This is a genomic window from Bacillus sp. JZ109 (assembly GCF_053903135.1).
The window spans coordinates 2922922-2948697 of record NZ_CP096388.1 but is presented as its reverse complement, the minus strand read 5'-3'; the positions used below and the strand labels follow the sequence as shown (position 1 = coordinate 2948697).

Here is a 25776-nt window from a genome sequence, read left to right as displayed (position 1 = left end):
TTTCGCTGTTTGATATAGTAGTAGTGTATAGAAGGGGCGGCGGCCCAAAAAGTGAAGAAAAGAAGAGATAAAAGTTCCCCTTTTGTCGGGAGGTGCGGGGATTGAAGCTGATAGAACACTACGTGGCGCTTGTAAAAAAAGGCTGCGCCGAGTATGGACAAATGAACGAAATGACGCTCACTGAGATTGCCGACTGTTTATTTTGTACAGAAAGAAATGCAAAGCTCATTTTACATAAGCTGGAGAACAGCAATTGGATTATCCGGGAAAGCGGGGCGGGGCGCGGCCGTAAATCTAAAATCGCGTTTCTTCGGAGGCCTGAGGAATTGCTTCTTCAAACTGCAAAGGAATATACCATGTCAGGAAAGCTTAAAAAGGCAAAGGAGCTGCTTCAGCAGTATCAGTCCGCATTTCCGGGGCTTCAAAACGAATATAACATGTGGCTTTCAGAGGTGTTCGGATTTGTGACGGAGACGGGCGAGAATGGGGCGAAGGATGTTCTGCGGCTGTTCATCGCGCCTGAATCTGTCAGCAGTTTGGATCCATGCCAAATATTTTTGCGGTCTGAGGGCCATTTCGTCAAACAGATATTTGATACACTCTTGACGTTTGATTCGGATATACAGGAGCCGAAGCCTCATTTGGTTCATGGATGGGAAGAGGTCGGAAAAAAACAATGGAGATTTTTTCTTCGAAAAGGTGTGACATTTCATAATGGACAGCCGCTGACATCGCGGGACGTTGCGTTTACGTTTCAGCGCTTTTTGGAACTGGGTGACAACCCGTATAAATGGCTTCTGCACGGAGTGAAACAAGTCTTAGAAAAGGGCCCTTATTGTGTGGCGCTCATACTCGATAGGCCGAATGCGCTTTTGCCGTATGCTCTTTGTGATGAACGGCTGTCCATACTGCCGGCAGAACAGGGCGGCGGGAAAAATGGAACAGGGCCTTTTCAGGTGAATCAGCTTCACAGCGGGATGCTTGTGCTTGAAGCCAATGAGCGCTACTTCAAGGGACGCCCCTATTTGGATCGCGTTGAGTTTGTGTTTTCTGAGCAAGCCGGAGAGATGAACGGTTTTACCATTCAAGAAAAACAAACATGTCCTGAGCAGCAAACTGTTTTTGATGAGCGGCATGTTCAGTATTTGTCGCTCAATCTGAAAAAGAAGGGGCCTCTTCAGCACCAAAGCTTTAGAAAAGCGCTCCGGCTGCTGATTTCCTCTGAACGGCTCGTTCGTGAAGCGGGAGGGCACCGAAGAATCCCGGTTACGTCCTTTTTGCATCCGAGTTCTTTTGAGTGGGAGGGCGTTTCGCCATCTGAATTGTTGAAGAAAAGCGGATACGAGGGCGAAACAATCGTGCTTTATACCTTTTCGGAAACGGATCATCGTGAGGACGCCGAATGGATTCAAAATATTTGCGCCCAGCACGGTATCAGGCTTACACTTCAATTCTGTGATGCTGCTGATCTGCGACGGCCGGAAACCGTGCAGATGGCGGATATCATTCATGACAGTGCGACGTTTTATCAAGACAGCGAGTTTGGTTTTCTGCATTTGCTGCTGTCGGAGAACAGTTTCTTGTATCAGCATCTATCTGAAAAGCTGACACAGATTTGCTCAGGAATGATAGAGCGGATGTTTTCCATGCCTGATCGCTGTTCGAGAATCAACATCCTGCGTGACATTGACCGGCAGATGATACAGGAGCTGAACGCGATCCCGCTGTATCAAAATGTGCTCCAGGTGACATCAAGTAAAAATGTAAAAGGCCTGGTGCTTGATGAAGAGGGATGGATTGATTTGTACTCCGTATGGCTGTCCAAATAAAAAGAGGGTTCTTTTTTGAACCCTCTTTTTTACGCTGCCATGCTGCGGCATTGTTCAGCACAGGTGAAGCAGGCTTTCGCACATGCTTGGCAATGATCATGATCGTGCTTTCCGCATTCAGTGCCGCATGCTTCACAAATATCGGCGCAAAGTGCACAAATTTCTTTCATAAACGGGCTGTCCGTTTGCATGGCTTTGACCGCCAGCGCGCAAATATCCGCGCATTCCCTGTCAAGCCGGATGCATCCGCTGAGATGATGCTGCACGCTTTCTTCCAAGCATTTAGTGAAACAATGATTGCAAGCTTTCATGCAATCGATGCAAGCCTCAATACAAGCTTCAGAATATTGCTCCATGGTTGATTCCCCCTGTATGACAGTATATGGTTTTATGTTTCCCGGCTGCATTTGAAAAAAACAGGGGAGTGTGTTTTTAGCTAAGGGGATATGTACATATACCCTGAATGGGTATATCTAACGTTCCATCAGATAGTATAGGAACCAGACAGCGTGATTTTGTTCATCACGTGCTGCGCGCGTAAAGACGCCTTTCGCTTTTAAGTTTGACGTTTCCTCGGCCGCACGCAAGTAAAAGTCGACGGTTTCTTGTTCATCTTTAAAAGCGGCGTCCAGTCCTCTTGTGAAATTGTCCGGGCATTCTTCCGTTTGTTTCGGCATGATGTGTTTGCCGGTAATTGAACCATACAGTGTGGAAAATTCACGGAGGTGGCGAATCTCGTCACGCCTGATTTCTTCAATCTGTTTTCTGACTTCATCGCTGTGGGCGAGTTCGGCGAGCTTGCGGTAGCATTGAATGGCACTGAATTCTCCGTTGATGGCCTTCTGCAAATTCCGAATCAAACCAGGATCTTCCCTGTATGGCACCGGATAGGGATAGTAGCTGTAATGCAAGGGGATTCAACTCCATTCTTAGGAATTGGGCTTCTGTAAAAGTATATGTTGGGCAGGGAGAGATGTGCGGAGATAATCAGCTTTTTATATGTGAAAAGGCCGTTTTTACCAATAGATCAGATTGGTCATTTTCGTCAACATTCGATAAAATATATAGAGATAAAAAGAGAGGGGTCTTCTAATTTGGGAGCAGAGTTTTTAGTAGGCAGGTCCGGGAGTGGAAAAACGAAGCTGATCATCGACAGCATTCAGGATGAATTGCGCCGGGCTCCATTCGGGAAGCCGATCATTTTTCTAGTCCCGGATCAAATGACGTTTTTAATGGAATACGAGCTTGCTAAAACGCCAGATATGGGCGGGATGATACGCGCTCAAGTATTCAGTTTTTCACGATTGGCCTGGCGCATCCTCCAGCATACGGGAGGAATGAGCAGGCCGTTTCTGACGAGCACCGGCGTACAAATGCTCCTGCGGAAGCTCATTGAGGAGCATAAACAGGAGTTCAAAGTCTATCAAAAAGCGAGTGACAAAAGCGGGTTTACCGCACAGGTTGAGCGGATGCTGACAGAGTTTAAGCGCTATTGTCTGGAACCGGAGGATATCCGCCGGATGGCGGAAAGCGGAACGGCTTCTGAGTATCGCGGAGAACGAGTTTTATCTGAAAAGCTCCATGACTTATCAATTCTGTATCAGCAAATGGAAAAAAGCCTCGCAGACCAATATCTTCACTCTGAGGATTATTTGACATTGCTGGCAGAGCATATCCCGCTTGCGGAAGATATAAAAGGCGCCCATATCTATGTGGATGGCTTTTATCAGTTTACACCGCAGGAATTCAGGGTGTTGGAGCAGCTTATGGTTCATGCGGAGCATATCACGTTTTCGCTCACAGCGGACAAGCCGTCATATGAGCGGGAGCCGCATGAACTGGAATTGTTCAGAATGACGGGGAAAACCTATTACCGCCTGCATCAGAAGGCGAAGGAACTGAATTTGGACATTACGTATAAAGAGCTGAGCGGGACTGAGCGGCATACAAAGACGCCGGAATTGGCGCATCTAGAGGCACAGTATGAAGCGCGTCCGGCCATTCCATACGCAGAAAAACAAGAAGCCCTTACTGTGATGCAGGCCGCAAACAGACGAGCTGAGCTGGAAGGCATTGCCCGGGAAATTCACGCCCTAGTCAGAGAGAAGGGATATCGCTATAAGGATGTAGCCATTCTTGCGCGCCAGCCGGAAGACTACAAGGATATGGTGAAGGAAGTTTTCGCAGATTACGAGATTCCTTATTTCATTGACGGAAAAGCATCTATGCTGAACCATCCGTTAATTGAATTTATCCGGTCAAGCCTTGATGTTCTGAAAGGGAATTGGCGTTATGAAGCGGTGTTTCGCTGCGTGAAAACCGAACTGCTATTCCCGCTCAATGAACCGAAGGCCAAAGTGAGAGAACAGGTCGATCAGCTCGAAAATTACTGTATCGCCTATGGTATTAAAGGCGACCGCTGGACAAAGGGCGATCGGTTCCAATACAGGCGTTTTGTGTCATTGGATGATGATTTTGCGCAGACTGATCAGGAAATCGAAATGGAAAACATGTTGAATGACACCCGCGATTGGATTGTTCCGCCGCTTTTTCAGCTTCAAAAACGCATGAAAAAAGCGAAGACGGTTCAAGAGAAGGCGGAGGCGCTCTATCGTTATTTAGAAGAGACGGATGTGCCGCTGAAGCTGGATCAGGAAAGGCAGCGTGCTGAGGATGACGGCAGAATCATTGAAGCGCAGCAGCATCAGCAGGCGTGGGACGCAGTCATTCAGCTGCTTGAGGAGTTTGTTGAAATGATGGGAGATGATGAGATTTCTCTTGATTTGTTTCAGCAAATGATAGAAGCCGGCGCGGAGTCGCTTACATTTTCTCTAATTCCGCCTGCGCTTGACCAGGTGTTTGTCGGCAATATGGATTTGTCCAGAATGTATGGCACCTCCTGCACCTTTGTGCTCGGGGCAAACGACGGCGTTCTGCCGGCACGCCCTGATGAAAACGGGGTCCTGTCGGATGATGACCGGGAATGGCTGAAAACGATTGGGGTTGAGCTATCCTCAGGCGGACGGGAGCGTTTGCTTGATGAGCATTTCCTCATCTACATGGCGTTTTCAAGTCCGTCTGACCGGCTTTACGTATCGTATCCGATTGCTGATGCGGAAGGAAAAACGCTTTTGCCGTCGATGATCGTTAAGCGGTTGGAAGAACTGTTTCCGCATCATAAGGAGCGCCTGTTAACAAATGAACCTGAACAGGTCAGCGATGAGGAACAGCTGATGTATGTCGTGAATAAAAGCGTGGCACAGTCCTTTACCGCGAGCCAGCTCAGGTTATGGACACGGGAATACGACATCAGCGACGTCTGGTGGAGCACGTACAATGTGCTGATGAGTGCGCCGGACAGGCTGCAGTCGAAAAAGCTGTTCTCAAGCCTGTTTTTCCGGAATGAAGTGAAGCAGCTTGAACGCAGCGTGTCGAGACAGCTCTATGGTGAACGCATTCAGGGCAGTGTATCGAGAATGGAAACCTTTAACGCGTGTCCGTTTTCCCATTTTGCGTCACACGGGCTGCATTTGAAGGAACGGCAATTCTTCAAGCTTGAAGCACCGGATATCGGCCAGCTGTTTCATTCCAGCTTAAAGCTGATTTCAGACAGGCTGCGTGAGCAAAAGCTGGATTGGCGCGATTTAACGAAAGAGCAATGCGAGCTGTTTTCCTATGATGCGGTAGAACGGCTGGCACCGAAACTGCAAAAGGAAATTCTGCTCAGCTCAAACCGGCATTATTATGTGAAGGAAAAACTGCAAAAAATTGTGACACGTGTGTCCGGCATTTTAAGCGAGCATGCGAAAGCGAGCGGATTCGTACCGATCGGGCTTGAACTGGGCTTTGGAGGAAAAGGGCCGCTTCCGCCGCTGACCTTTCAACTGAAAAACGGCTGTACGATGGAACTCGTCGGGCGAATTGACCGTGTTGATAAGGCTGAAAGCTCAAAAGGCCTGCTCCTCAGGATTGTCGATTATAAATCAAGCGACAAAGGCCTTGACTTAGCGGAAGTATATTACGGATTGGCACTGCAAATGCTGACGTACCTTGATTTATCGATTACACATTCAGCTGACTGGCTCGGGATGAGGGCGACGCCTGCCGGAGTGCTGTATTTCCATATTCATGACCCGATGATTCAATCTAATCTCCCGCTTGGGCTTGACGAGATTGAACAGGAGATCTTTAAGAAATTTAAAATGAAGGGCTTGCTCCTCGGTGATCAGGAAGTGGTTCGCCTCATGGATACAACCCTTCAAGAGGGACGTTCAAATATCATAAACGCCGGCTTGAAAAAAGACGGATCTCTTAGATCAGACTCGGCAGCAGTCGGTGAAAAGGAATTTGATCTTTTGACAAAGCATGTGCGCCGCACCTTCCAGGAAGCGGGCGAACAAATCACCGACGGACGCGTATCCATTGAGCCGTACAAAATGAAGAACAAGACGCCGTGCACATACTGTGCGTTCAAATCAGTATGCCAATTTGATGAATCACTGGAAGAAAACGAGTATCGCCCATTAAAGGCTGAAAAGGACAAGACGATACTTGAGTGGATAAAAAAGGAGGCGGATGGCAATGAACATTCCTAAACCGGTAGACAGCACATGGACAGATGACCAATGGAATGCCATTGTTTCAACCGGCCAGGATATTCTTGTGGCAGCGGCTGCGGGCTCTGGTAAAACTGCTGTGCTCGTTGAACGAATGATTCGGAAAATCACCGCGGAGGAAAACCCAATAGATGTAGACCGTCTTCTCGTTGTGACATTTACAAACGCCTCAGCGGCAGAGATGAAGCACCGAATCGCAGAAGCCTTGGAAAAAGAGCTTGTACAGCGCCCCGGCTCGCTGCATATCAGACGCCAGCTGTCTCTTTTAAACCGGGCCAGCATTTCGACGCTTCATTCCTTTTGCCTGCAAGTGCTGAAGAAATATTACTACTTGATCGATCTTGATCCGGGCTTTCGGATAGCTGATCAGACGGAAGGCGAGCTGCTCGGTGATGAAGTGCTTGACGAGCTGTTTGAAGACGAATATGCAAAGGGTGAAAAGGCATTTTTTGAGCTTGTTGACCGCTATACGACAGACCGGCACGATCTGGATCTGCAATTTCTCGTTAAACAGGTGTACGAGTATTCCCGATCCCATCCCAACCCGGAGGCGTGGCTGGAAAGTTTTGTTCATTTGTATGATGTATCAGAAAAGAGCGCCATCGAGGAGCTGCCGTTTTATCAATATGTCAAAGAAGATATTGCAATGGTGCTTAACGGGGCGAAGGAAAAGCTCTTGCGCGCGCTTGAGCTGACGAAAGCGCCGGGCGGCCCGGCGCCGCGTGCTGACAATTTTCTTGATGATCTTGCGCAGATTGATGAACTGATTCAGCATCAGGACGATTTCAGTGAACTATATAAGCGGGTGCCCGCCGTCTCTTTTAAGCGTGCCAAAGCAGTAAAAGGGGATGAGTTCGATCCAGCGCTCCTTGATGAGGCGACAGATTTGAGAAACGGTGCAAAAAAACTGCTTGAAAAGCTCAAAAACGACTACTTCACGCGAAGTCCTGAACAGCACTTGAAAAGCCTAGCCGAGATGAAGCCTGTCATTGAAACGCTCGTACAGCTTGTCATCAGCTATGGAAAACGATTCGAAGCTGCGAAACAGGAAAAATCAATCATTGATTTTTCTGATTTGGAGCATTACTGTTTAGCGATTTTGACAGCTGAGAATGACAAAGGTGAACGTGGGCCGAGCGAGGCTGCGAGGTTTTATCAGGAACAGTTTCATGAGGTGCTCGTTGACGAATATCAGGATACCAACCTCGTGCAGGAATCGATTCTGCAGCTCGTCACAAGCGGGCCGGAGGAGACTGGTAACCTGTTTATGGTAGGAGATGTCAAACAGTCGATTTATCGATTCAGGCTTGCCGAGCCGCTTCTTTTCCTCTCTAAATACAAACGGTTTACAGAGAGCGGAGAAGGCACGGGGCGGAAAATCGATTTAAATAAAAATTTCCGAAGCCGGGCTGATATTTTAGACAGCACAAACTTTTTATTTAAACAGCTGATGGGCGGCAAAATCGGTGAGGTCGATTATGACGAGCAGGCTGAGCTGAAGCTTGGTGCAGCGTATCCGGACAATGACGAGACGGAAACAGAGCTGCTGCTGATCGACAACGCAGAAGATACGGATGCAAGCGAGGAAGCAGAAGAGCTTGAAACGGTGCAGTTTGAGGCAAAAGCCATCGCTAAGGAAATTCGTAAGCTGATTTCATCGCCGTTTAAGGTGTATGACGGAAAAAAGAAAACACATCGCAATATTCAATACCGAGATATCGTGATTTTGCTCCGTTCGATGCCGTGGGCTCCGCAAATCATGGAGGAGCTGAGAGCACAGGGCATACCGGTTTACGCCAATTTAACGTCAGGCTATTTTGAAGCGGTCGAAGTCGCCGTCGCGCTTTCTGTGCTGAAGGTGATTGATAATCCGTATCAGGATATACCGCTTGCCTCTGTGCTGCGCTCACCGATTGTCGGAGCAGATGAAAACGAGCTGTCTTTGATCCGGCTTGAAAATAAAAAAGCGCCGTACTATGAGGCGATGAAAGACTACCTGGCTGCTGGTGACCGGAACGATGAGCTTTATCAAAAGCTAAATACGTTTTACGGACATCTGCAAAAATGGCGCGCGTTTTCGAAAAACCACTCAGTATCTGAGCTGATTTGGGAAGTGTACCGCGACACCAAATATATGGATTATGTCGGCGGCATGCCGGGCGGAAAACAGCGCCAGGCCAATTTGCGTGTTCTTTATGACAGGGCGCGTCAATATGAATCAACGGCATTTCGCGGCTTGTTCCGTTTCCTGCGGTTTATCGAACGCATGCAGGAGCGGGGCGATGATCTTGGTACGGCGAGAGCGCTCAGCGAGCAGGAGGATGTTGTCCGCTTAATGACGATCCACAGCAGCAAAGGGCTCGAATTTCCAGTCGTGTTTGTAGCAGGTCTCGGCCGGAATTTCAACATGATGGATTTAAATAAATCGTACCTGCTGGATAAGGAGCTCGGATTTGGCACGAAGTATATTCATCCGCAATTACGCATCAGCTATCCGACACTTCCGCTCATTGCGATGAAGAAAAAAATGCGCAGGGAGCTGCTGTCAGAGGAATTGCGTGTGCTCTATGTTGCATTAACGAGAGCGAAGGAAAAGCTGTTTCTGATTGGCTCATGTAAGGATCATCAGAAACAGCTTGCAAAATGGCAGGCATCCGCGTCCCAAACTGATTGGCTTCTGCCGGAATTTGACCGCTATCAGGCGAAAACGTATCTAGATTTCATCGGCCCGGCTCTTGCCAGGCACAGAGACTTGGGGGATTTGGCTGGTGTGCCAGCACACGCTGACATCTCAGATCACCCGGCTCGTTTTGCCGTTCAAATGATCCATTCCTATGATTTGCTTGATGATGATCTGGAAGAAAGAATGGAAGAAAAAAGCGAGCGCCTAGAAGCGATCCGCCGAGGTGAACCAGTTCCCGGCTCGTTTGCGTTTGATGAAAAAGCCCGCGAGCAGCTGAGCTGGACATACCCGCATCACGAGGTGACGCAAATTCGGACAAAGCAATCGGTTTCTGAGATCAAAAGAAAAAGAGAGTACGAGGATGAATACAGCGGCAGGGCCCCTGTAAAACCGGCTGATGGAAGCATTCTGTACAGACGTCCCGCTTTTATGATGAAAAAAGGCCTGACAGCGGCAGAGAAAGGGACTGCCATGCATACGGTTATGCAGCATATCCAGCTGTCACATGTGCCGTCGATAGAAGAAGCTGAGCAGACGGTTCACAGACTTTATGAAAAAGAGCTTCTCACTGAAGAACAAAAAGACGCTATTGATATAGAAGAAATCGTGCAATTTTTCCATACAGAAATCGGCGGACAGCTGATCGGTGCTAAGTGGAAGGACCGGGAAATACCATTCAGCTTAGCGCTTCCGGCCAAGGAGATCTATCCTGATGCACAGGAGGCAGATGAGCCGCTTTTAGTGCAGGGTATCATTGATTGTCTCTATGAAACTGAGGACGGATTATATCTATTGGATTATAAGTCGGACCGGATTGAGGGCAAATTCCAGCATGGATTTGAAGGAGCGGCCCCGATCTTGAAGAAACGATATGAAACGCAAATTCAGCTGTACACGAAGGCAGTGGAGCAAATTGCAAAAACAAAGGTAAAGGGATGTGCGCTTTATTTCTTTGACGGAGGGCACATTCTGACATTATAGCGAGATCCATAAGCTCCGGAATTTCAGGCGGAGCGGGTCTCGTTTTCTATATAAAAGAGAGGTGAAAGTATTTGCGGATTTTACATACGGCTGACTGGCATCTTGGAAAAACGCTTGAAGGAAGAAGCAGGCTGAGTGAACAGGCCGATGTGCTGGATGAAATGAATACGATTGTAAAGGATGAGCAGATCGATGCCATTGTAATGGCGGGGGATGCATTTGACACCGTAAACCCGCCAGCTTTAGCCGAGCAGCTGTTTTATGAAAGCCTGTCTGCGCTTAGCGACAGAGGAAAGCGCCCGATCGTAGTCATTGCCGGAAACCACGATAATCCTGACCGTTTGTCCGCCGCTTCACCGCTGACACATGAAAACGGCATTCATTTAATCGGTTATCCGACAACAGAGCCGATTCATATTGAAGTGCCTTCAGCAGGAGAGCTTTTGGCGGTTGGAGCACTGGCGTACCCATCTGAAGCGCGGTTAAATGAAGTGCTATCCGATACGTTTGATGAAAAGCTGCTCCGTGATCACTATGATGTGAAAATCAGGCAGGCGTTTGAGCATATGACAAGCCGGTTCCGGAACGATGCAGTGAAGATTGCCGCCAGCCATATTTATGTGGCAGGCGGAAACCAAACCGATTCAGAGCGGCCGATTGAAGTCGGCGGTGCATACACGGTGGCTGCTGAAAGCCTGCCGGCAGATGCCGCTTACGTTGCGCTCGGCCATTTGCATCGACCGCAAACGATCAAGCGGGCGCGTACGCTTGCGCGTTATTCAGGATCTCCGCTCGCCTACAGCTTTTCTGAAGCGGGCTACGCTAAATCAGTGACGATTGTGGACGCAAAGCCTGGGGAAGAGGCCACTTGGCAAGAGGTGTTATTATCAAGCGGCAAGCCACTTGTGAAGTGGAAAGCGGCAAATGGATTAAGTGAGGTGTACAGCTGGCTGGATGAAGGCAGAGATCAGAATGCTTGGATTGACCTGGAAATCCGTATCGCGGACCAGTTGTCACTTGAAGAGATTCACAGGCTGCGGAAGGCGCACCCGGGCTTTATCCATATCAGGCCGGTTTTTGAAGAACAGAACAAAGACCGGGAACGGATCGAGGTTAAACATGTCTCAATCGAGGACCGCTTTAAGAAATTTTATGAAAAACAAACTGGCGGTGCGGTGCCGGATGAAGAAATGGTGAAGCTGTTTTTAGAGCTTGCATCAGGCGTTGAAGAGGAGGATGCGAAATGAAGCCGATCGCCTTAAGCATTAAGGGGCTCCACAGCTTTAGAGAGGAGCAGACGATAGATTTTGAAGGCCTTTCCGGTGCTGGTGTTTTCGGCATTTTCGGCCCGACAGGAAGCGGTAAATCCTCTATTCTCGACGCAATGACGCTTGCTTTATACGGAAAGGTGGAACGGGCGGCGAATAATACGCACGGTATCTTAAACCAGGCGGAAGATACGCTGTCTGTTTCCTTTACCTTTGCGCTTCAGACGAATCACCAAATCTCATACAAAGTCGAGCGTGTGTTTAAGAGAACGGATGAAATGAAAGTAAAAACGGCACTTTGCCGCTTCATCGAAATCAAGGATGAGCATACGGTGCTGGCTGATAAAGCCAGCGAAGTGAATAAAAGAGTTGAGGAGCTCTTAGGGCTGACGATCGACGATTTTACGAGAGCGGTGGTGCTGCCCCAAGGGAAATTTGCTGAATTTCTGTCTTTAAAAGGGGCAGAGCGCAGGCATATGCTTCAGCGTTTATTTAATTTGGAGCAATATGGAGACAGGCTTGTGAAAAAGCTGAGACGGCAGGCGCAGGAAGCCAATGCGAGAAAAAATGAAATGCTTGCTGAACAGTCCGGTCTCGGTGAGGCGAGCTCAGAGGCAGTGGAGCAGGCTGAAAAGGCTCTCGAACAAGCTGAAGCCCGGCTGGAAGCGATGAGGAAGAACCGTGATCAGGCGAAGGAGCGGTTTACAGAGCATCAGGAGATATGGAATGTCCAAAAGGAAAAATCCGCTTATGAAGAAGAGGAAAAACGTCTCGCAGAAGAACAGCCGCATATAGACAGCATGCAAAAACGCCTGCTGGAAGCAGAAACAGCAGCAGCTCTTAAGCCCTATGCGGACCGGTACGCAGAAGCGATCCAGCATGAGGAACAAGCTGAAAAGGAACAAACGCTAGCCCAAAAGGATTTAGCAGACCGGACAGCTTTCTTTCAGCAAAAACATGACGAGTATGAAGCGTGGCGCCAGCATAAAAGCGAGAAAGAGCCTGAGCTTTTAACAGAGCAGGAACAGCTTTCACGCTTGCAGGAAATCGAAATCAAACTGAGTGAGGCCAAGCAAGAGGAAGAGCGCAAAAAGACTGAACTCCAGCAGAAAGAAGAGGCTCTTCAATCTGTCATGAATGAATTGGAGACGGTAACAGACCGCCTGACACGAGGGCAAAACAGACAGACAGAATTGAAACAGCAGCTCAAATCCCTGCAGGTGACATCCAATGAGCGAAAAAGCTGCCATCAGGCCGCAGAAATGGCATTGCGCATCAGACAAACCGAGGAGCAAATCAAAAAAGAGAAAAAACGAAGTGAAGAATTGAACCTCGTGCTGCAGAAGATGAATGAAGAGAAGAATACACTCGTTCAAAAGACGGAAGCGGAAGAAAACAACATCATTCAGGCATATGAGGCAGTTCAAACTGTGTACCATTTGGTGTGCGAAACGGAACGCTCATTAACACGTATGACGGAAGAGACTAGAAAGAGCCAACACACGCTTCACTTACAGCGTGAAAAAGCAAGGGTGGCACTGCTGACAAAAGAGTTAGCCCAAAAGCTGACTGCCGGTAAGCCTTGCCCGGTATGCGGTTCAACCGATCATGATCCATCTGCCTCAGTACATGAAACATATGAAGCCGACAGCCATCTTGAAGAGGACATTAAGCAGACAGATGTATTATTGACGGAAGCTGCAGCTCTCAGCCAGGAGATTCTTTCAGCCAAAATTACGCTTGAAGAACAGTCCGCGCGCTTTATTGAACAGTGTCCGTTTTTGCAGACAATTCAAGCGCAGAACCTTGAAGCGGCAGCTTCCTTCGAAAATCAGCCGGTGTATGAAGCATTTGAAACTGCCAAATTTGAATGGAAACGAATCAAGCAGGACATTCTTTCTGTTAAGACACGAATGGCACAAATAATCGGTGCCTATCAGGAATCTTTAAAAAAGGCCGAGCAGCTTAATGAAAAAATCGGTTTTGAAAAAAGAGAAGCTGACCGTATTGAAAGCATCATCAACGAGCTTCAATCCTCAATGGACAGCAGTCTGAACATGTTTAAAGAAGCATTTCAGAATCAAACTGTGGACGAAGCAGAAAAATGGCAGCAAGCCATTGAAGAAAAGGACCGGGCTGCAGAAGAATGTGAAAAACGAATTGAGAAGAGTATCGCGTTTCTTGCTGAGCATGAAGCACAAAAGGAAAAACTGCGGGAATTGGGACACCGGCTTGAACGGGAAAAGCTGGAGCTTCATTATGCGGTTGAACGAATCAAGAGCGTGATAGCTGATTATGAGCACGAACTCGGAGATTATGCAAAAGGAGATTCGATTCAAATCAAACTCCGCTCTGTCCAGCAGGATCTAAAGCTGTTAAAGGAAAAAGAACAATCTTTATATGAAGAACTGCAAAGCGCCCAAATGAAGCTCAACCAGGCGAAAAGCCGCGCTTCGGCAAGCGAGCTCACTCTTCAAGAGGCGAAGGGCAGATTGGAAAAAGCAAAAGCTGCTTGGCTTGAGCATACAAAAAACACCTCCATTACCCGGACTGAGGAGGTTGAACAAAGTCTCATCCCAGCCGATGAACTTGAAAAGATGAAAACCGGCATAGACCAGTTTATGGATAAACTGAAGCAAAATGCTGCAAACTTAAAACGAGTAGCAGAGATACTTGCCGGCAGAGCATTATCAGAGAGCGAATGGAACGAAACCGTTGCAGCATTACAAGAAGCTGAGGACGCATTTGGCGCTGCTATAGAGGAAAAAGGCGCGGCCGCAAAAGCACTGGCTGTCATTCGCGACCATCATAAACGGTTTAATGAAATTGAAGCTGAACTGAAAAAATGGCAGACGCATATCGACAGGCTGGACAAGCTGCAAGCTGTGTTTAAAGGCAATACCTTCGTCGAATTTTTAGCTGAGGAGCAGCTTGAAAGCGTTGCGAGGGACGCCTCAGCAAGACTCAGTATGCTGACAAGACAGCGCTATGCCATCGAAGTAGATTCAGAAGGCGGCTTCGTGATGCGGGATGACGCGAATGGAGGCGTAAGACGCCCGGTTTCCAGTTTGTCTGGAGGAGAGACCTTCCTCACCTCGCTTTCACTTGCTCTTGCGCTGTCTGCGCAGATCCAGCTTCGCGGGGAATACCCGCTTCAGTTCTTTTTCTTAGACGAAGGCTTCGGCACACTGGATCAAGATCTGCTTGATACGGTTGTAACGGCCTTGGAAAAACTTCAGTCAGACAATCTGGCTGTCGGTGTCATCAGCCATGTGCAGGAACTGCGTGCACGGCTTCCGAAAAAGCTGATTGTCCATCCGGCTGAACCGAGCGGCCGCGGTACGCGGGTATCACTTGAGTTGATGTAAGGGAGGAGCGGATATGGCAAAGCAGACTGCCGGAATATGTGAGCTGTGCGGCCGGAGCAATGTCCAGCTGACAGAGCATCATCTCACACCGAAAGAGGAAGGCGGAACGTTTTTGCCGACAGCGATGCTCTGTATTCCTTGTCATAAACAGATTCATGCCTTATATACCAATCAAGAGCTCGCTGTACGTTTAAACGGAATGGCTGAACTCAGAAGCGATCCAGAGCTTGCCCGGTTTGTCAAATGGATCAGAAAACAGCCGCCTGAGAAGCTGATCAAAACTAAGAAATCAAATGAACGAAAAAAGAAAAAATGACTAAAAAGCAGCCCTCTCTTTGCAGAGCGGCTGCTTTTATCCGTTTCCAACCATATCCTGATCGTTGACATCGGGGTCTATATAATTTGTCGCGTTGACTGCATTATTTAATAGAAGGAAATCTCCCGTGTTTCCTGCTCCCGAACCGAGCGCAGATTTTGAAGAGCTTTTCGGAGAAAGGTAAAAGGAATCACCAAAGTTTACGACTCCGCCCGATATGGAATTGATAGCTATAGGCCCGACAATTGCTGGCATAAACGACACCCTTTATCGAAGTCTCTGTTTATTATATGTTCTTGGCGGGCGATTGTGAGCGCGGAGACTGAATCTGTCTGATATGTTTGATTCTCGCATCACCGCGGATAAGCGAAGCTGAACCAGCATGTAAAACAGAAGAGGCGGACACCCCTTGAATTTTGATGCTGCGAACATAAATAGCCGGCACCTCGTGGCAAAATGCGCTTTGTACACCTGTTTCGCGAATCGGCTTCACTGCCTGCTGCTGAAAGATTTGGTACTCCTTTTTGTTAAATGAGCCTTCATTATTGTAAAACGTGGACAGAGAACGCTGAACAGCAAATACTTTTACACTCATATCGATTTCATTTGTGTCGCCAACTTGAAACACACTTGCGATCCCGAGGGAATTACACTTAACTAGTCTGATGCGTGATATGCGTTTAAGCATTATTCTGGCGTAATCGGAGCAAACGGCCCGATAATAAGAGATTCAGGCGGTGTATCAAAAATAGAAGACAGGTAGATGGATTCAGTGTCTCCGATGTGGAAAACGGAGGAACTGGACACACCGTTCATCCGGATGTCCCCGACTTCCAAGCTGCGGTTGATGACTGTAAAGATCATGCTTGCTCATCTCCTTTCATTTCTGATGGAATATGCTCCAGAAAGTGTTCTACAGCGCGGATGACATCACGCTTCACATGCTCAGCGATATGTTCTGCATATTGTGCAGGCGGTGTATTTTCTTCTTTTTTGATATGGGACATATAATAGTGAATCCGGCTGTCCATTTGTTTTCTGATGTCTTCAATAACATGATGTCTGTTTGTATCGTCAAGTCTGCTGTCATATTGGTTTTCAAGCTGTTCCAAAATATCTGGGATTTCTTCGGTTAAGTACATGTCGACATTCTGGCGGATCTGCTGCATGAGCTGAGCGCTCTCTTCCTGCTGCATCATCCCGATTTGCGGTGTCGACTGGCTGACTTCAAAGTTTTGGACGCTGTTCGGGTCAGTCGGATTTAAGCCGATATTCAAAGTCCCGTCGAGCCTTTCAATTTTCAGCTGATCAAATTTATACTCCACACGCTCAATGGTAGTGGCCGGCCGCTGTTTCATCGTATTCATTTCAGTTTGAATCTCTTTCAGCTGACGTTCGAGCTGCTGAATGTGAATCGCCTGCTGCTGAACGAAGGAATTCAAGTTTTGCAGGTAAGAGGAAACAGATTGATCATACATGTTCTTTCACCTCTTTCATATGATTAACGGCCAGGAGGCTGGAGCGGGACCAATGAACCTGTAGAAGGCCCCTGTAATTCAACTGGCTGCCCCGCGGAGGCTACCTCAGGTGCGGCCTCTACATAACTCCCTGTATTATACAAATTTGACAGAGACTTGATTGATCCGGCGCTCCCGATTTGCAGAATGGAGGAGTTGCTGATTGATTCCAGCCGGAGATAGTTGATTTGAATGGTTTGATTAATATAGAAGTTCATGAGCCTCACTCCTTTTACGCATTGGCCACGATCGGCTGATCAACCGCATCATTGTCATACACATTCGTCGCGTTTTGATAATTCATCACCTTGAGGCTGTCGCCGGTATTAAAGCTGCCAGCACCGGCAAACGTTCTGACCTGAGCCTGAGGAGAAATCGTAATGCAGTCCCCGATGTGAACGACTCCGCTCGTACCAATCGCATTAATTTTAAACGCTCCGACAATGGCCGGCATACGAGCACATCCTTTGTTGAAAAATTGAAAAAAGACAGGTAAAGTGAAATGACAATTCTGATTTCAATTGGGCTATTCACGATAGCTTATGACAAACGCACATATGTGTGAGAGAAATTTAAAGGGGATATATCGGCTTTTGATGAAAGCGTTTTATTTTTTGGGCCGTTATGTTTAAACATGGTAAAAGAGGATGTTGGGTATAAATTGAGCGGAAATGCGGCGAAGGATGCCGCTATCCGCCTATGGTGATTTTTGTTTATTTCTTTGGTGTTTTTGCGTGTAGAATGCTTTTTGGAGTATGTCGTGCTGCGGTATTCGATTTTTGGGCGGGCACATTCTCGCCCTGAGGTATATCTCAGAAGTGCTGAGCAAAAATCGGAGTTACATATGGTGTATTCTAATTGTTATAGAAAATGATTTACATACGGGAGTTTTCAAGATATCTCCCAAAAATCATTTCTTCTTTAATCCGGGTATTCAGCAGGATATCCAGCTCTTGGCTGCATTGAATCGTTTCTTTTGAATTCATGCCGTATTTTTGTGCGGTTTCAATTAGTGTGATCCTCATTTCTTCAATTTTACTGTTCATTACGCTATCTCCAATTCTAGATTTTATTTTGATATAAATACAGGATATCGTTAGTATAACCTATTTTGGCTCAAAAGGTTGCCTTTCGTCAATTTGACTAAAAAAGCGACAATTTTTGCTGCGGCCTTTTTTAATGGAGAAAGGACTAAAGTCTTGCTAAGTGTGCTTGCAAAAAGTCCTGCCGTTCCTCAATTTCTCTAAGTATGTTGGTCTGCTCCTTTTCGATCTGAAAGGGGCTTTTTTTGATAAAAGGATCATCAGCAGCACTTTGACAAATGTCAAGGTGCCATTCGTTGATGAGAGGAGATAATCGTTCAATAGTAAACGACCGCTTCAGCACGTTTTTCATTAAGGTGTGATATTGCGACCTGAAGGCGGGAATGGATAGAAGCCTTGACGAAAGCGTCTTTCCTTTTGTCAGAAGCGGGTCTTCTTCATACCATTCTTGTACGGCAAGCGATCTTGTCTCCATCGGGGAAACGTAAAGCCGACCGGATTCGTTTAAACAAAATGTGTAGTAAAAGCCTTGATTGGTGCAGGCGTTGCCGATCAGCCACAAAAAAAACAGCTTGACATCCAGATACAATTTAATCCTTTCAGCCAATTCGTCATCTCCGGCTGTGCGGATCAGTATGAAAAATTCATGTAAGAATGCCGAGAAATCATTGTTAAAAAGGGACAATGGAACCCTTGGATCGGCCGTCTTCACTCCGTAACTCCTTTTACCGGCTGGCTGATGGTTCTTGATGTTCAAATAAATGCCTTCAGGCTGGCCATTGATGGTCAGAAAGCTGTACGAGGCAACGGGAGCAGGTACGCCGATCTGGTCAAAAAAACAATAGGCGAGTCTGCGCCGCATCAGGGACGGATCATCCTGTTCTGCATTCAAAAAAAGTGTCCTTTCACCAAGCAGAGACTTTTCCCAGCTGATTTCATAGGATGCCTTTTCCGCTCTGTCACGCTGTGTGAGAAGAATGGGAGAAACAGATCGATCTGTTACGAAAAGCCCCTTGGCTGTACCTTTCCTTTTCAGCTGCTCCCGATGAAAAAATAAATGCACGCGCTCCATATTCTTTCCTCCTTCTCAAAACGACATTTGTATGATATGTAGAGCAAGCCCGTCCTGAAACGAAATGAAAACGGAATTGAGAAAAAGGGATTTCAGCATTCGACAGAGAATACATGAAGGAGCATTCTGATTTAAAAGATGATGGAGGAATAACATGAAATTTGCGACAGGGGAACTTTACAACCGAATGTTTGTCGGCCTGATCATTGACGATGAGAAAATTATGGATTTGCAGAAGGCTGAAAAAAAACTGTTTGAACTTGAGACGATTCCGGGATCGCTGATTGAATGTATCGCAGAAGGGGATAAATTCGTTGCGCATGCAAGGCAGCTGGCCGAGTGGGCAAAGAAACCGAATGATGAGCTGGGATCATTTATGTATTCATTATCTGAGGTGAAGCTCCATGCACCCATTCCGAAGCCATCAAAAAATATCATCTGCATCGGCAAAAACTACCGGGATCACGCGATTGAAATGGGGAGCGAGGCTGATATTCCGGAGCATCCGATGGTATTTACAAAATCGCCGGTAACGGTTACGGGGCATGGTGATATCGTAAAGAGCCATGAAGAGGTTACCTCTCAGCTTGATTATGAGGGAGAACTTGCTGTCGTGATCGGAAAAAGCGGGACTCGCATTTCAAAAGAAGATGCATATGACCATGTTTTCGGATATACGATTGTGAATGATATCACGGCGCGTGATCTGCAAAAAAGGCATAAGCAGTTTTTTATCGGAAAAAGCTTAGATACGACATGTCCGATGGGGCCCGTGCTTGTACATAAATCATCTATTCAGGAGCCAGAGCGCCTCAAGGTTGAAACAAGAGTCAACGGCGAGCTGCGCCAATCCGGTTCGGCAAGCGATATGATCTTTTCCATTCCGGAATTAATTGAAACCCTCTCAAAGGGGATGACGCTTGAAGCGGGCGACATTATTGCCACCGGTACGCCGTCTGGTGTCGGCAAGGGGTTTACGCCTCCAAAATTCTTGCGGTCAGGTGACAAAATTGATATTACAATTGACCCGATCGGAACGCTGTCAAACCAAATTGGCTGAATAAAACTCGAGGGCGGACCCGGACCCGCCCGTTTTTTCTGATAATCATCTTTGTGGCAGAGGACAAGTTCATGGTACTATAAGTGGGGTAATTTATCTGATAGGGGGAACATGTATGACACACCTACATATTACAACATGGGTGGTAGCGCTGATTCTGCTTTTCGTCAGCTACTCGCTGTATTCGTCAGGAAGTGCGAAGGGCGCAAAAATCACTCATATGATTCTGCGGTTATTCTATATCCTTATTATTTTGACAGGAGCTGAGCTGTTTGTCCGTTTCGCCAACTGGAACGGAGAATACGCCGGCAAAATGATTCTGGGCATTATCACCATCGGCCTGATGGAAATGCTCCTCATCCGCAAGAAAAAAGAAAAATCAACAGGAGGCCTGTGGGTCGGCTTCGTCATTGTCCTTTTGCTGACAGTGCTGCTCGGTCTGCATTTGCCAATTGGTTTTCAATTGTTTTAATAGAAAAACCTATGAACCCGGCTCTTTGATAGAGTTGGGTTTTTTTATATTTATCCCCTCATATTCCAAATCATTTAAAATAACCTTAAAATTCCCTGTAAGCGGTATCTCGTCCTATGAAATTATGATACCTTCAAGGAGATTCATTATTTTGCAGGAGGGATAACATGAAACGCAGAAAATTCAGCTCGGTTGTGGCGGCAGTGCTTATTTTTGCACTGATTTTCAGCCTTTTTTCTCCGGGAACCAAAGCTGCAGCGGCCGGCGCGATCGATCAGGCGGCTGCTCTGGAAAACGGCAAAGAGCAGACAGGCGCCATGAAGGAGCCGGAACAGGTGAAATGGTACAAAGTGACCCCGGGAGCAACGGATATTCAGAAAAACTCACATATGGCACTGACCGTAAAGAGTGATTCAGTACTGAATGTATCTGTATATCCAAGTAAGGAAAAAGCGCTTAAAGATGAGACGTTTGAGATGTACCGTTCTTTCACAGCGGAGGATGGAAAAAGCGAAGTCATCTTTCCATACGCGTGGAGCGGCCCTTACTATGTAAAAGTTGAATACCTCGGAGAAGAAGAACCAGAGGACGGCGGAACGGCAGAAGCAGCTGCAGAAGCCAAGTATACGATTGGGTATAAAGGCACCAAAAAACAGCCGTCAGATTTAGAAGAGGAAGAAGCTTGTCCGGTTGAAATGAGTGTCGATCAGAAGAAATCAGGAAAAGGCATCCTGGATAAGTTGAGAGCGATTCGTGATGAGCAGCTGAGCCAAACAGCAGAAGGCAAAGAACTGACAAGTCTTTATTACAAAGCAGCACCGTTTATCGTTGCAAAACTCGCACTCAATAAAACAGCAAGAAATGAAATCTATCAGGATCTTGTGACATTAAAGCCGTTATTTGACGATGTGTCAGAAAACGGAGCATCATCTTCGTATAAGGTCACTGAAAAGGATCAAAAAGCAATCAACCGGCTATATGATAAAGCTTTACAATCAGTCCCGTCATTCCTTAAAGAGGAGATAAAGAAACAAGCGGACCGACTAAATATGAAGCAGCTGCAAGGCAAAACAGCCGGAGCCATTTTAACAGAAAACAATATTGCAGCAAAAAGTGAAGTTCAGACAACAAAGGTTATTTTCAAGGTGAAGGACAATAAAAGCCTCTCATCCGTACATAATGAAATGAAGGGCTTTTCTGCAAGCGCGCAATCGAAAAAAGACATATCCAATGTGAAAAAGGCAAAGAAACTGTTTGACAATCTGTATTCATTTGAACTTCCGAAAGACGAGAAACAGAACGGCGCATATACGGCAAGCGCCAAAAGGGTCAAAAGCGCTGCTGCGACACTATCCAAGATGTCCAATGTAGAGTTTGCGGAACCTGTACAGGAATACAAAAGCCTGGCAAACGATATTCAGTACCCTTATCAATGGCCGCTTAAAAACAACGGTGAAAACGGCGGTGTCAAAAATGCGGATGTGAAATATGAGCCTGCCAACACATTGCTGTCCAAACGCAAGCTTAACGATACACTCATTGCAGTAGTAGACACAGGCGTAGACAGCACGCTTGCCGATTTAAAAGGAAAAGTTAGAACAGATCTCGGACACAATTTTGTCGGACGAAATAACAATGCAATGGATGATCAGGGGCATGGGACGCATGTCGCAGGCATTATTGCGGCCCAAAGCGATAACGGCTATTCAATGACTGGATTGAATGCCAAAGCAAAAATCATCCCTGTAAAAGTGCTTGATTCCGCAGGTTCCGGAGATACTGAACAAATTGCTCTCGGCATCAAATATGCTGCTGACAAAGGAGCAAAGGTGATTAATTTAAGTTTAGGCGGAGGCTACAGCCGCGTGCTTGAATTTGCTTTGAAGTACGCAGCTGACAAAAATGTCTTGATTGCCGCAGCCAGCGGGAATGATGGAGAAAATGCCTTATCTTATCCTGCATCTTCTAAATATGTGATGTCAGTCGGCGCAACGAACCGCATGGATATGACCGCTGATTTCTCTAACTATGGAAAAGGTCTGGACATCTCTGCTCCAGGGTCTGATATCCCGAGCTTAGTGCCGAACGGAAATGTCACGTACATGAGCGGAACGTCTATGGCGACGCCGTATGCTGCCGCTGCTGCAGGATTGCTGTTTGCTCAAAATCCTAAGCTGAAAAGAACAGAAGTTGAGGATATGTTGAAAAAGACGGCAGATGATATTTCCTTTGAAAGTGTCGATGGCGGAGAAGAAGAGTTGTATGACGATTATGGCGATCCGATTGAAATTCCGAAGACACCTGGTGTAGACTGGCATTCAGGCTACGGGCGGCTGAACGTCATGAAGGCTGTCAGCGCAGCTGATTTACAGCTTAAGGTCAACAAGCTGGAAAGCACTCAAACAGCTGTCAGAGGAAACGCGAAGGAAGGCACACTTATCGAGGTGATGAACGGCAAAAAGAAACTCGGCAGCGCCAAAGCCGGAAAAGACAATGCGTTCAAGGTTAATATCGCGACTCAAAAACAGGATCAAGTACTGTATGTGAAAGCAACAAAAGGCGATGCGAAAACATCGTATAAAGTTGTCGTCGTCAAAGGAAAACCTTCCGGCACACCGAAAGTAAACGCGGTGAAAACGAAGGATACGGCAGTAAAAGGGAAGGCAAACAGCAAAGCGATGATCAGAGTGAAAAACAAAACAAAGAAAGTCATTGCTTCTGCCAAAGCTGACGCAAAAGGAACGTTTTCGGTGAAAATCAAAAAACAAAAAGCCGGAACGGTGCTGTACGTCACGGCTGCGGATACAGATAAAAAAGAAAGCAAGGAAGCAAAAGTTGTTGTTGAAAAGTAACCAAAAAGCGGTGCTCGATGCACCGCTTTTTTATTTGCGCCCCCGTTGGACTGCTGAATACATAATGGACCGCTTTCCGTTTGAAGCCGTCCATTCAAAACGGTCTCCTGTCCCTTCGCTGCTGTAGTGATGCTGCATCGCGCATTGTGCGGTGTCATTTGAAAAGTGATAAAAGGACACACCCTGCCCCGCCGAAGTATTCGAAAGGACTCCTTTATTATAAGAAAAGACGCAATCGAATACGGATAAGCCGAAGCTGTGCAAGTGCTGCAGAAATGCGAGAAAGGTTTCGTCGTCAAGCGAATCCAAAAGCGCCATAAGCGGCCGCTTGACTGATTTCTCATAGCGGATGCGTTCTCCCCCAGAAAGGGAGATGTTTTCTTCACCGCATGCCAGAACCAATTGATCCTGGAAGCCGGCTTGCTCCCACTTTCCTTTATGATGGACCCAGATTGGGCTGTGTTGGAGAGTGTCCGCCAAAAGTATATCACCTTCTCCGTTTTCGATTAAACAGATGCCGTCTTCGATGAGGATGGTGCCGTATTCCCATTTTCGTTCCTCTGTATATATCAATTGTTTCCGTTTCATCCATGCTGTCTCCTTTTTCTTCATTCCTCTCTTTTCTTTCCAATTCAAGCCTGTCCCATACAACTCTTTTATGGACAAATCAACTATCTGCCTATAGATGCATAAACTTACTAAGGTGCTGAAAGAAACGAAATTGTTACGACAGAAACGGGATTGGAGCTGATATCACATGTGTGGAATTACGGGTTGGGTCGATTTTAAAAAGCAGCTCGTCCAGGAAAAACAAACGATGGACAGAATGACAGACACTCTTTCCAAACGAGGGCCTGATGATTCAAACGTTTGGGGGGAGCACCATGTTTTATTCGGACATAAAAGACTTGCGGTTGTTGATATTGAAGGCGGACGCCAGCCGATGGCGTGTACCTATAAAGGGGATACGTACACCATTATTTACAATGGCGAGCTTTATAACACGGAAGATTTGCGCAAAGAATTGCGGGCGCGGGGCCATCAATTCGAACGTACGTCAGATACCGAGGTGCTTCTGCACAGCTACATCGAATGGCAGGAAGACTGTGTCGACCATCTCAATGGCATATTCGCTTTCGCTGTGTGGGATGAAAAGCGTAATCTGCTGTTTGCCGCGAGAGACCGTCTCGGCGTAAAGCCGTTTTTTTACACGAAGGAAGGCTCTTCATTTCTCTTCGGGTCGGAAATCAAAGCAATCCTCGCGCACCCTGATATAAAAGCGCGAGTGGACAGAACGGGACTTTCTGAAATTTTCGGTCTTGGACCGTCCAGAACCCCGGGCACTGGCATATTTAAAGGCATAAAAGAAATCCGCCCGGCTCACGCGCTGACATTTTCCAAAGACGGACTTAATATTTGGCGTTATTGGAATGTTGAAAGCGAAAAACATACGGACAGTTTTGATGACACGGTTGCCAATGTCAGATCGTTATTTCAGGACGCGGTGACGCGGCAGCTTGTGTCGGATGTGCCTGTTTGCACATTCCTATCAGGCGGTCTGGACTCAAGCGCAATTACAGCGATTGCGGCGGGCCATTTTGAAAAGGAAGGAAAAGCACCGCTTCATACTTATTCGATTGATTACGAAGAGAACGATAAATTTTTTCAAGCAAGCGCTTTTCAGCCGAATGATGACGGACCATGGATTGAAAAAATGACAGAGGCTTTCGGCACAACGCACCACAAATGCGTCATCAGCCAAAAAGATCTCGTTGATCATTTGGAGGAAGCTGTACTGGTCAAAGACTTGCCGGGAATGGCGGATGTCGACTCATCCCTGCTGTGGTTTTGCCGGGAAATCAAAAAGGACTTTGTCGTCAGCCTATCGGGAGAGTGCGCGGATGAGATTTTCGGCGGGTACCCGTGGTTCCATACGGCAGATGTTGAGTCTGGCTTTCCATGGATGAGATCAACGGAGGAGCGGATCAAGCTGCTTTCTGACTCATGGCAGAAAAAATTGAATCTGAAAGAATACGTAAATGCCAAATATGAAGAAACCTTGGCAGAAACGCCATTATTAGATGGTGAAACGGGTGTGGATAAAGCAAGAAGACAGCTGTTCTATTTAAATATGCTTTGGTTTATGACGAACCTTTTGGATCGGAAGGATCGCATGAGCATGGGGGCGAGCCTGGAAGTGCGGGTGCCGTTCGCCGATCACCGGCTTGTGGAATATGTTTGGAATATTCCGTGGGAAATGAAAATGCATGATAATCGGGAAAAAGGCATTTTACGCAAAGCGCTTGAAGGTATTTTGCCTGATGACATTCTGTATCGCAAAAAAAGCCCGTATCCGAAAACACATCATCCGGAATATACAAAAGGCGTCAGCGAATGGCTGAAAACGATCAGAAGCCAAAAGGACTCCGTGCTCCATACCTTGCTGGACAGAAAACAATTAGATCAGCTTTTAGAAACGGAAGGCTCCTCCTTCAAGGTGCCGTGGTTCGGGCAGCTCATGAAAGGGCCTCAGCTAATCGCCCATCTTGCTCAAATTCATACATGGTTTGAAGCGTATCGCATTGATATTGACGATAGGTAGGTTCAATGCAAATGTGATTAAAAGCCAGATGTATAGATTTAAATAAGAAGGATAGATGAGCAGGGAAATATATGCTCTATCTATCCTTTTTTGTACA

21 protein-coding genes are annotated in these 25776 nt (G+C 46.8%); 10 read left to right on the top strand and 11 right to left on the bottom strand.

Features of this window, described 5'->3' with window-relative positions:
• Window positions 1–101 precede the first annotated feature (101 nt).
• Window positions 102–1829: an ABC transporter substrate-binding protein gene (locus M1D94_RS15555; RefSeq protein ID WP_456270277.1), complete on the top strand. Its 1728-nt coding sequence runs from the start codon at window positions 102–104 to the stop codon at window positions 1827–1829.
• A gap of 29 nt (window positions 1830–1858) precedes the next feature.
• Here the strand turns inward: M1D94_RS15555 and M1D94_RS15550 are convergent, their stop codons facing one another.
• Window positions 1859–2185, bottom strand: a complete 327-nt coding sequence (locus M1D94_RS15550) for a four-helix bundle copper-binding protein (RefSeq protein ID WP_009966950.1) — start codon at window positions 2183–2185, stop codon at window positions 1859–1861.
• Between the two features lie 117 nt (window positions 2186–2302).
• On the bottom strand, window positions 2303–2740 hold the full coding sequence (locus M1D94_RS15545; protein WP_029317584.1) for a ferritin family protein: 438 nt from the start codon (window positions 2738–2740) through the stop codon (window positions 2303–2305).
• 183 nt (window positions 2741–2923) lie between these two features.
• Here M1D94_RS15545 and addB point away from each other — a divergent pair, with 183 nt between their 5' ends.
• The 5 genes from addB (at window position 2924) to hlpB (ending at window position 15061) form a co-directional block, all read left to right on the top strand.
• The gene (gene addB / locus M1D94_RS15540; RefSeq protein WP_021479602.1) at window positions 2924–6424 is read left to right on the top strand and encodes a helicase-exonuclease AddAB subunit AddB; all 3501 of its coding nucleotides are present in this window, start codon (window positions 2924–2926) and stop codon (window positions 6422–6424) included.
• Complete coding sequence (addA, locus tag M1D94_RS15535) at window positions 6411–10109, top strand: helicase-exonuclease AddAB subunit AddA (protein WP_456270276.1); 3699 nt, start codon at window positions 6411–6413, stop codon at window positions 10107–10109. Before addB ends, addA begins: the two co-directional genes overlap by 14 nt.
• A gap of 71 nt (window positions 10110–10180) precedes the next feature.
• Complete coding sequence (gene sbcD, locus M1D94_RS15530; RefSeq protein ID WP_041851011.1) at window positions 10181–11356, top strand: exonuclease subunit SbcD; 1176 nt, start codon at window positions 10181–10183, stop codon at window positions 11354–11356.
• Entirely contained in the window at window positions 11353–14745 is a 3393-nt protein-coding gene (sbcC, locus tag M1D94_RS15525; RefSeq protein WP_302896981.1) for an exonuclease subunit SbcC, read from the top strand. Before sbcD ends, sbcC begins: the two co-directional genes overlap by 4 nt.
• Before the next feature lie 13 nt (window positions 14746–14758).
• Window positions 14759–15061 (top strand): HNH nuclease-like protein HlpB, encoded by a 303-nt coding sequence (gene hlpB, locus M1D94_RS15520; RefSeq protein ID WP_015252406.1) that lies wholly within the window; start codon window positions 14759–14761, stop codon window positions 15059–15061.
• Window positions 15062–15097: 36 nt separating this feature from the next.
• On the opposite strand, the gene M1D94_RS15515 is transcribed toward hlpB, so the two are convergent.
• From M1D94_RS15515 to M1D94_RS15480, 8 genes are all read right to left on the bottom strand, one after another.
• Window positions 15098–15316 carry a spore germination protein gene (locus M1D94_RS15515; protein WP_003233096.1) on the bottom strand — a complete coding sequence of 73 codons (219 nt, stop codon included), beginning with the start codon at window positions 15314–15316 and terminating at the stop codon, window positions 15098–15100.
• A gap of 31 nt (window positions 15317–15347) precedes the next feature.
• Window positions 15348–15749 carry a spore germination protein GerPE gene (locus M1D94_RS15510; protein WP_041851009.1) on the bottom strand — a complete coding sequence of 134 codons (402 nt, stop codon included), beginning with the start codon at window positions 15747–15749 and terminating at the stop codon, window positions 15348–15350.
• A complete protein-coding gene (gene gerPD, locus M1D94_RS15505; protein ID WP_021479597.1) occupies window positions 15749–15925 on the bottom strand; it encodes a spore germination protein GerPD in 177 nt (58 codons plus the stop codon). Before gerPD ends, M1D94_RS15510 begins: the two co-directional genes overlap by 1 nt.
• Window positions 15922–16539: a spore germination protein GerPC gene (gene gerPC, locus M1D94_RS15500; protein ID WP_014476381.1), complete on the bottom strand. Its 618-nt coding sequence runs from the start codon at window positions 16537–16539 to the stop codon at window positions 15922–15924. Before gerPC ends, gerPD begins: the two co-directional genes overlap by 4 nt.
• A 23-nt stretch (window positions 16540–16562) precedes the next feature.
• Entirely contained in the window at window positions 16563–16796 is a 234-nt protein-coding gene (locus M1D94_RS15495; protein ID WP_015483061.1) for a spore germination protein GerPB, read from the bottom strand.
• Between the two features lie 14 nt (window positions 16797–16810).
• On the bottom strand, window positions 16811–17032 hold the full coding sequence (locus M1D94_RS15490; RefSeq protein ID WP_003233088.1) for a spore germination protein: 222 nt from the start codon (window positions 17030–17032) through the stop codon (window positions 16811–16813).
• 421 nt (window positions 17033–17453) lie between these two features.
• A complete protein-coding gene (yisI, locus tag M1D94_RS15485; RefSeq protein WP_003233086.1) occupies window positions 17454–17624 on the bottom strand; it encodes an aspartyl-phosphate phosphatase YisI in 171 nt (56 codons plus the stop codon).
• Between the two features lie 145 nt (window positions 17625–17769).
• Window positions 17770–18693 (bottom strand): CotH kinase family protein, encoded by a 924-nt coding sequence (locus tag M1D94_RS15480; protein WP_029726290.1) that lies wholly within the window; start codon window positions 18691–18693, stop codon window positions 17770–17772.
• Between the two features lie 154 nt (window positions 18694–18847).
• On the opposite strand from M1D94_RS15480, the gene M1D94_RS15475 reads away from it, so the two are divergent.
• The 3 genes from M1D94_RS15475 to wprA all read left to right on the top strand — a co-directional run bounded on the left by M1D94_RS15475 (window position 18848) and on the right by wprA (window position 23077).
• The gene (locus M1D94_RS15475) at window positions 18848–19753 is read left to right on the top strand and encodes a fumarylacetoacetate hydrolase family protein (protein WP_003245441.1); all 906 of its coding nucleotides are present in this window, start codon (window positions 18848–18850) and stop codon (window positions 19751–19753) included.
• A gap of 115 nt (window positions 19754–19868) precedes the next feature.
• The gene (locus M1D94_RS15470) at window positions 19869–20225 is read left to right on the top strand and encodes a YisL family protein (protein ID WP_003244937.1); all 357 of its coding nucleotides are present in this window, start codon (window positions 19869–19871) and stop codon (window positions 20223–20225) included.
• A 167-nt stretch (window positions 20226–20392) separates the two neighbouring features.
• Window positions 20393–23077: a cell wall-associated protease WprA gene (gene wprA, locus M1D94_RS15465; RefSeq protein ID WP_163117567.1), complete on the top strand. Its 2685-nt coding sequence runs from the start codon at window positions 20393–20395 to the stop codon at window positions 23075–23077.
• A gap of 30 nt (window positions 23078–23107) precedes the next feature.
• On the opposite strand, the gene M1D94_RS15460 is transcribed toward wprA, so the two are convergent.
• On the bottom strand, window positions 23108–23689 hold the full coding sequence (locus M1D94_RS15460; protein ID WP_085186423.1) for a DUF2777 domain-containing protein: 582 nt from the start codon (window positions 23687–23689) through the stop codon (window positions 23108–23110).
• Between the two features lie 145 nt (window positions 23690–23834).
• On the opposite strand from M1D94_RS15460, the gene asnB reads away from it, so the two are divergent.
• Window positions 23835–25679, top strand: coding sequence for an asparagine synthase (glutamine-hydrolyzing) (gene asnB, locus M1D94_RS15455; RefSeq protein ID WP_038829185.1), 1845 nt, complete (start codon window positions 23835–23837; stop codon window positions 25677–25679).
• The last annotated feature ends 97 nt before the right edge of the window (window positions 25680–25776 follow it).

Coding starts and splice junctions, on each gene's coding strand:
- M1D94_RS15550 (WP_009966950.1), bottom strand. CDS start 2,185: ATGGAGCAATATTCTGAAGCTTGTATTGAGGCTTGCATCGATTGCATG.
- addA (WP_456270276.1), top strand. CDS start 6,411: ATGAACATTCCTAAACCGGTAGACAGCACATGGACAGATGACCAATGG.
- sbcC (WP_302896981.1), top strand. CDS start 11,353: ATGAAGCCGATCGCCTTAAGCATTAAGGGGCTCCACAGCTTTAGAGAG.
- hlpB (WP_015252406.1), top strand. CDS start 14,759: ATGGCAAAGCAGACTGCCGGAATATGTGAGCTGTGCGGCCGGAGCAAT.
- M1D94_RS15515 (WP_003233096.1), bottom strand. CDS start 15,316: ATGCCAGCAATTGTCGGGCCTATAGCTATCAATTCCATATCGGGCGGA.
- M1D94_RS15510 (WP_041851009.1), bottom strand. CDS start 15,749: ATGCTTAAACGCATATCACGCATCAGACTAGTTAAGTGTAATTCCCTC.
- gerPD (WP_021479597.1), bottom strand. CDS start 15,925: ATGATCTTTACAGTCATCAACCGCAGCTTGGAAGTCGGGGACATCCGG.
- gerPC (WP_014476381.1), bottom strand. CDS start 16,539: ATGTATGATCAATCTGTTTCCTCTTACCTGCAAAACTTGAATTCCTTC.
- M1D94_RS15495 (WP_015483061.1), bottom strand. CDS start 16,796: ATGAACTTCTATATTAATCAAACCATTCAAATCAACTATCTCCGGCTG.
- M1D94_RS15490 (WP_003233088.1), bottom strand. CDS start 17,032: ATGCCGGCCATTGTCGGAGCGTTTAAAATTAATGCGATTGGTACGAGC.
- yisI (WP_003233086.1), bottom strand. CDS start 17,624: ATGAACAGTAAAATTGAAGAAATGAGGATCACACTAATTGAAACCGCA.
- M1D94_RS15480 (WP_029726290.1), bottom strand. CDS start 18,693: ATGGAGCGCGTGCATTTATTTTTTCATCGGGAGCAGCTGAAAAGGAAA.
- M1D94_RS15475 (WP_003245441.1), top strand. CDS start 18,848: ATGAAATTTGCGACAGGGGAACTTTACAACCGAATGTTTGTCGGCCTG.
- M1D94_RS15470 (WP_003244937.1), top strand. CDS start 19,869: ATGACACACCTACATATTACAACATGGGTGGTAGCGCTGATTCTGCTT.
- wprA (WP_163117567.1), top strand. CDS start 20,393: ATGAAACGCAGAAAATTCAGCTCGGTTGTGGCGGCAGTGCTTATTTTT.
- M1D94_RS15460 (WP_085186423.1), bottom strand. CDS start 23,689: ATGAAGAAAAAGGAGACAGCATGGATGAAACGGAAACAATTGATATAT.
- asnB (WP_038829185.1), top strand. CDS start 23,835: ATGTGTGGAATTACGGGTTGGGTCGATTTTAAAAAGCAGCTCGTCCAG.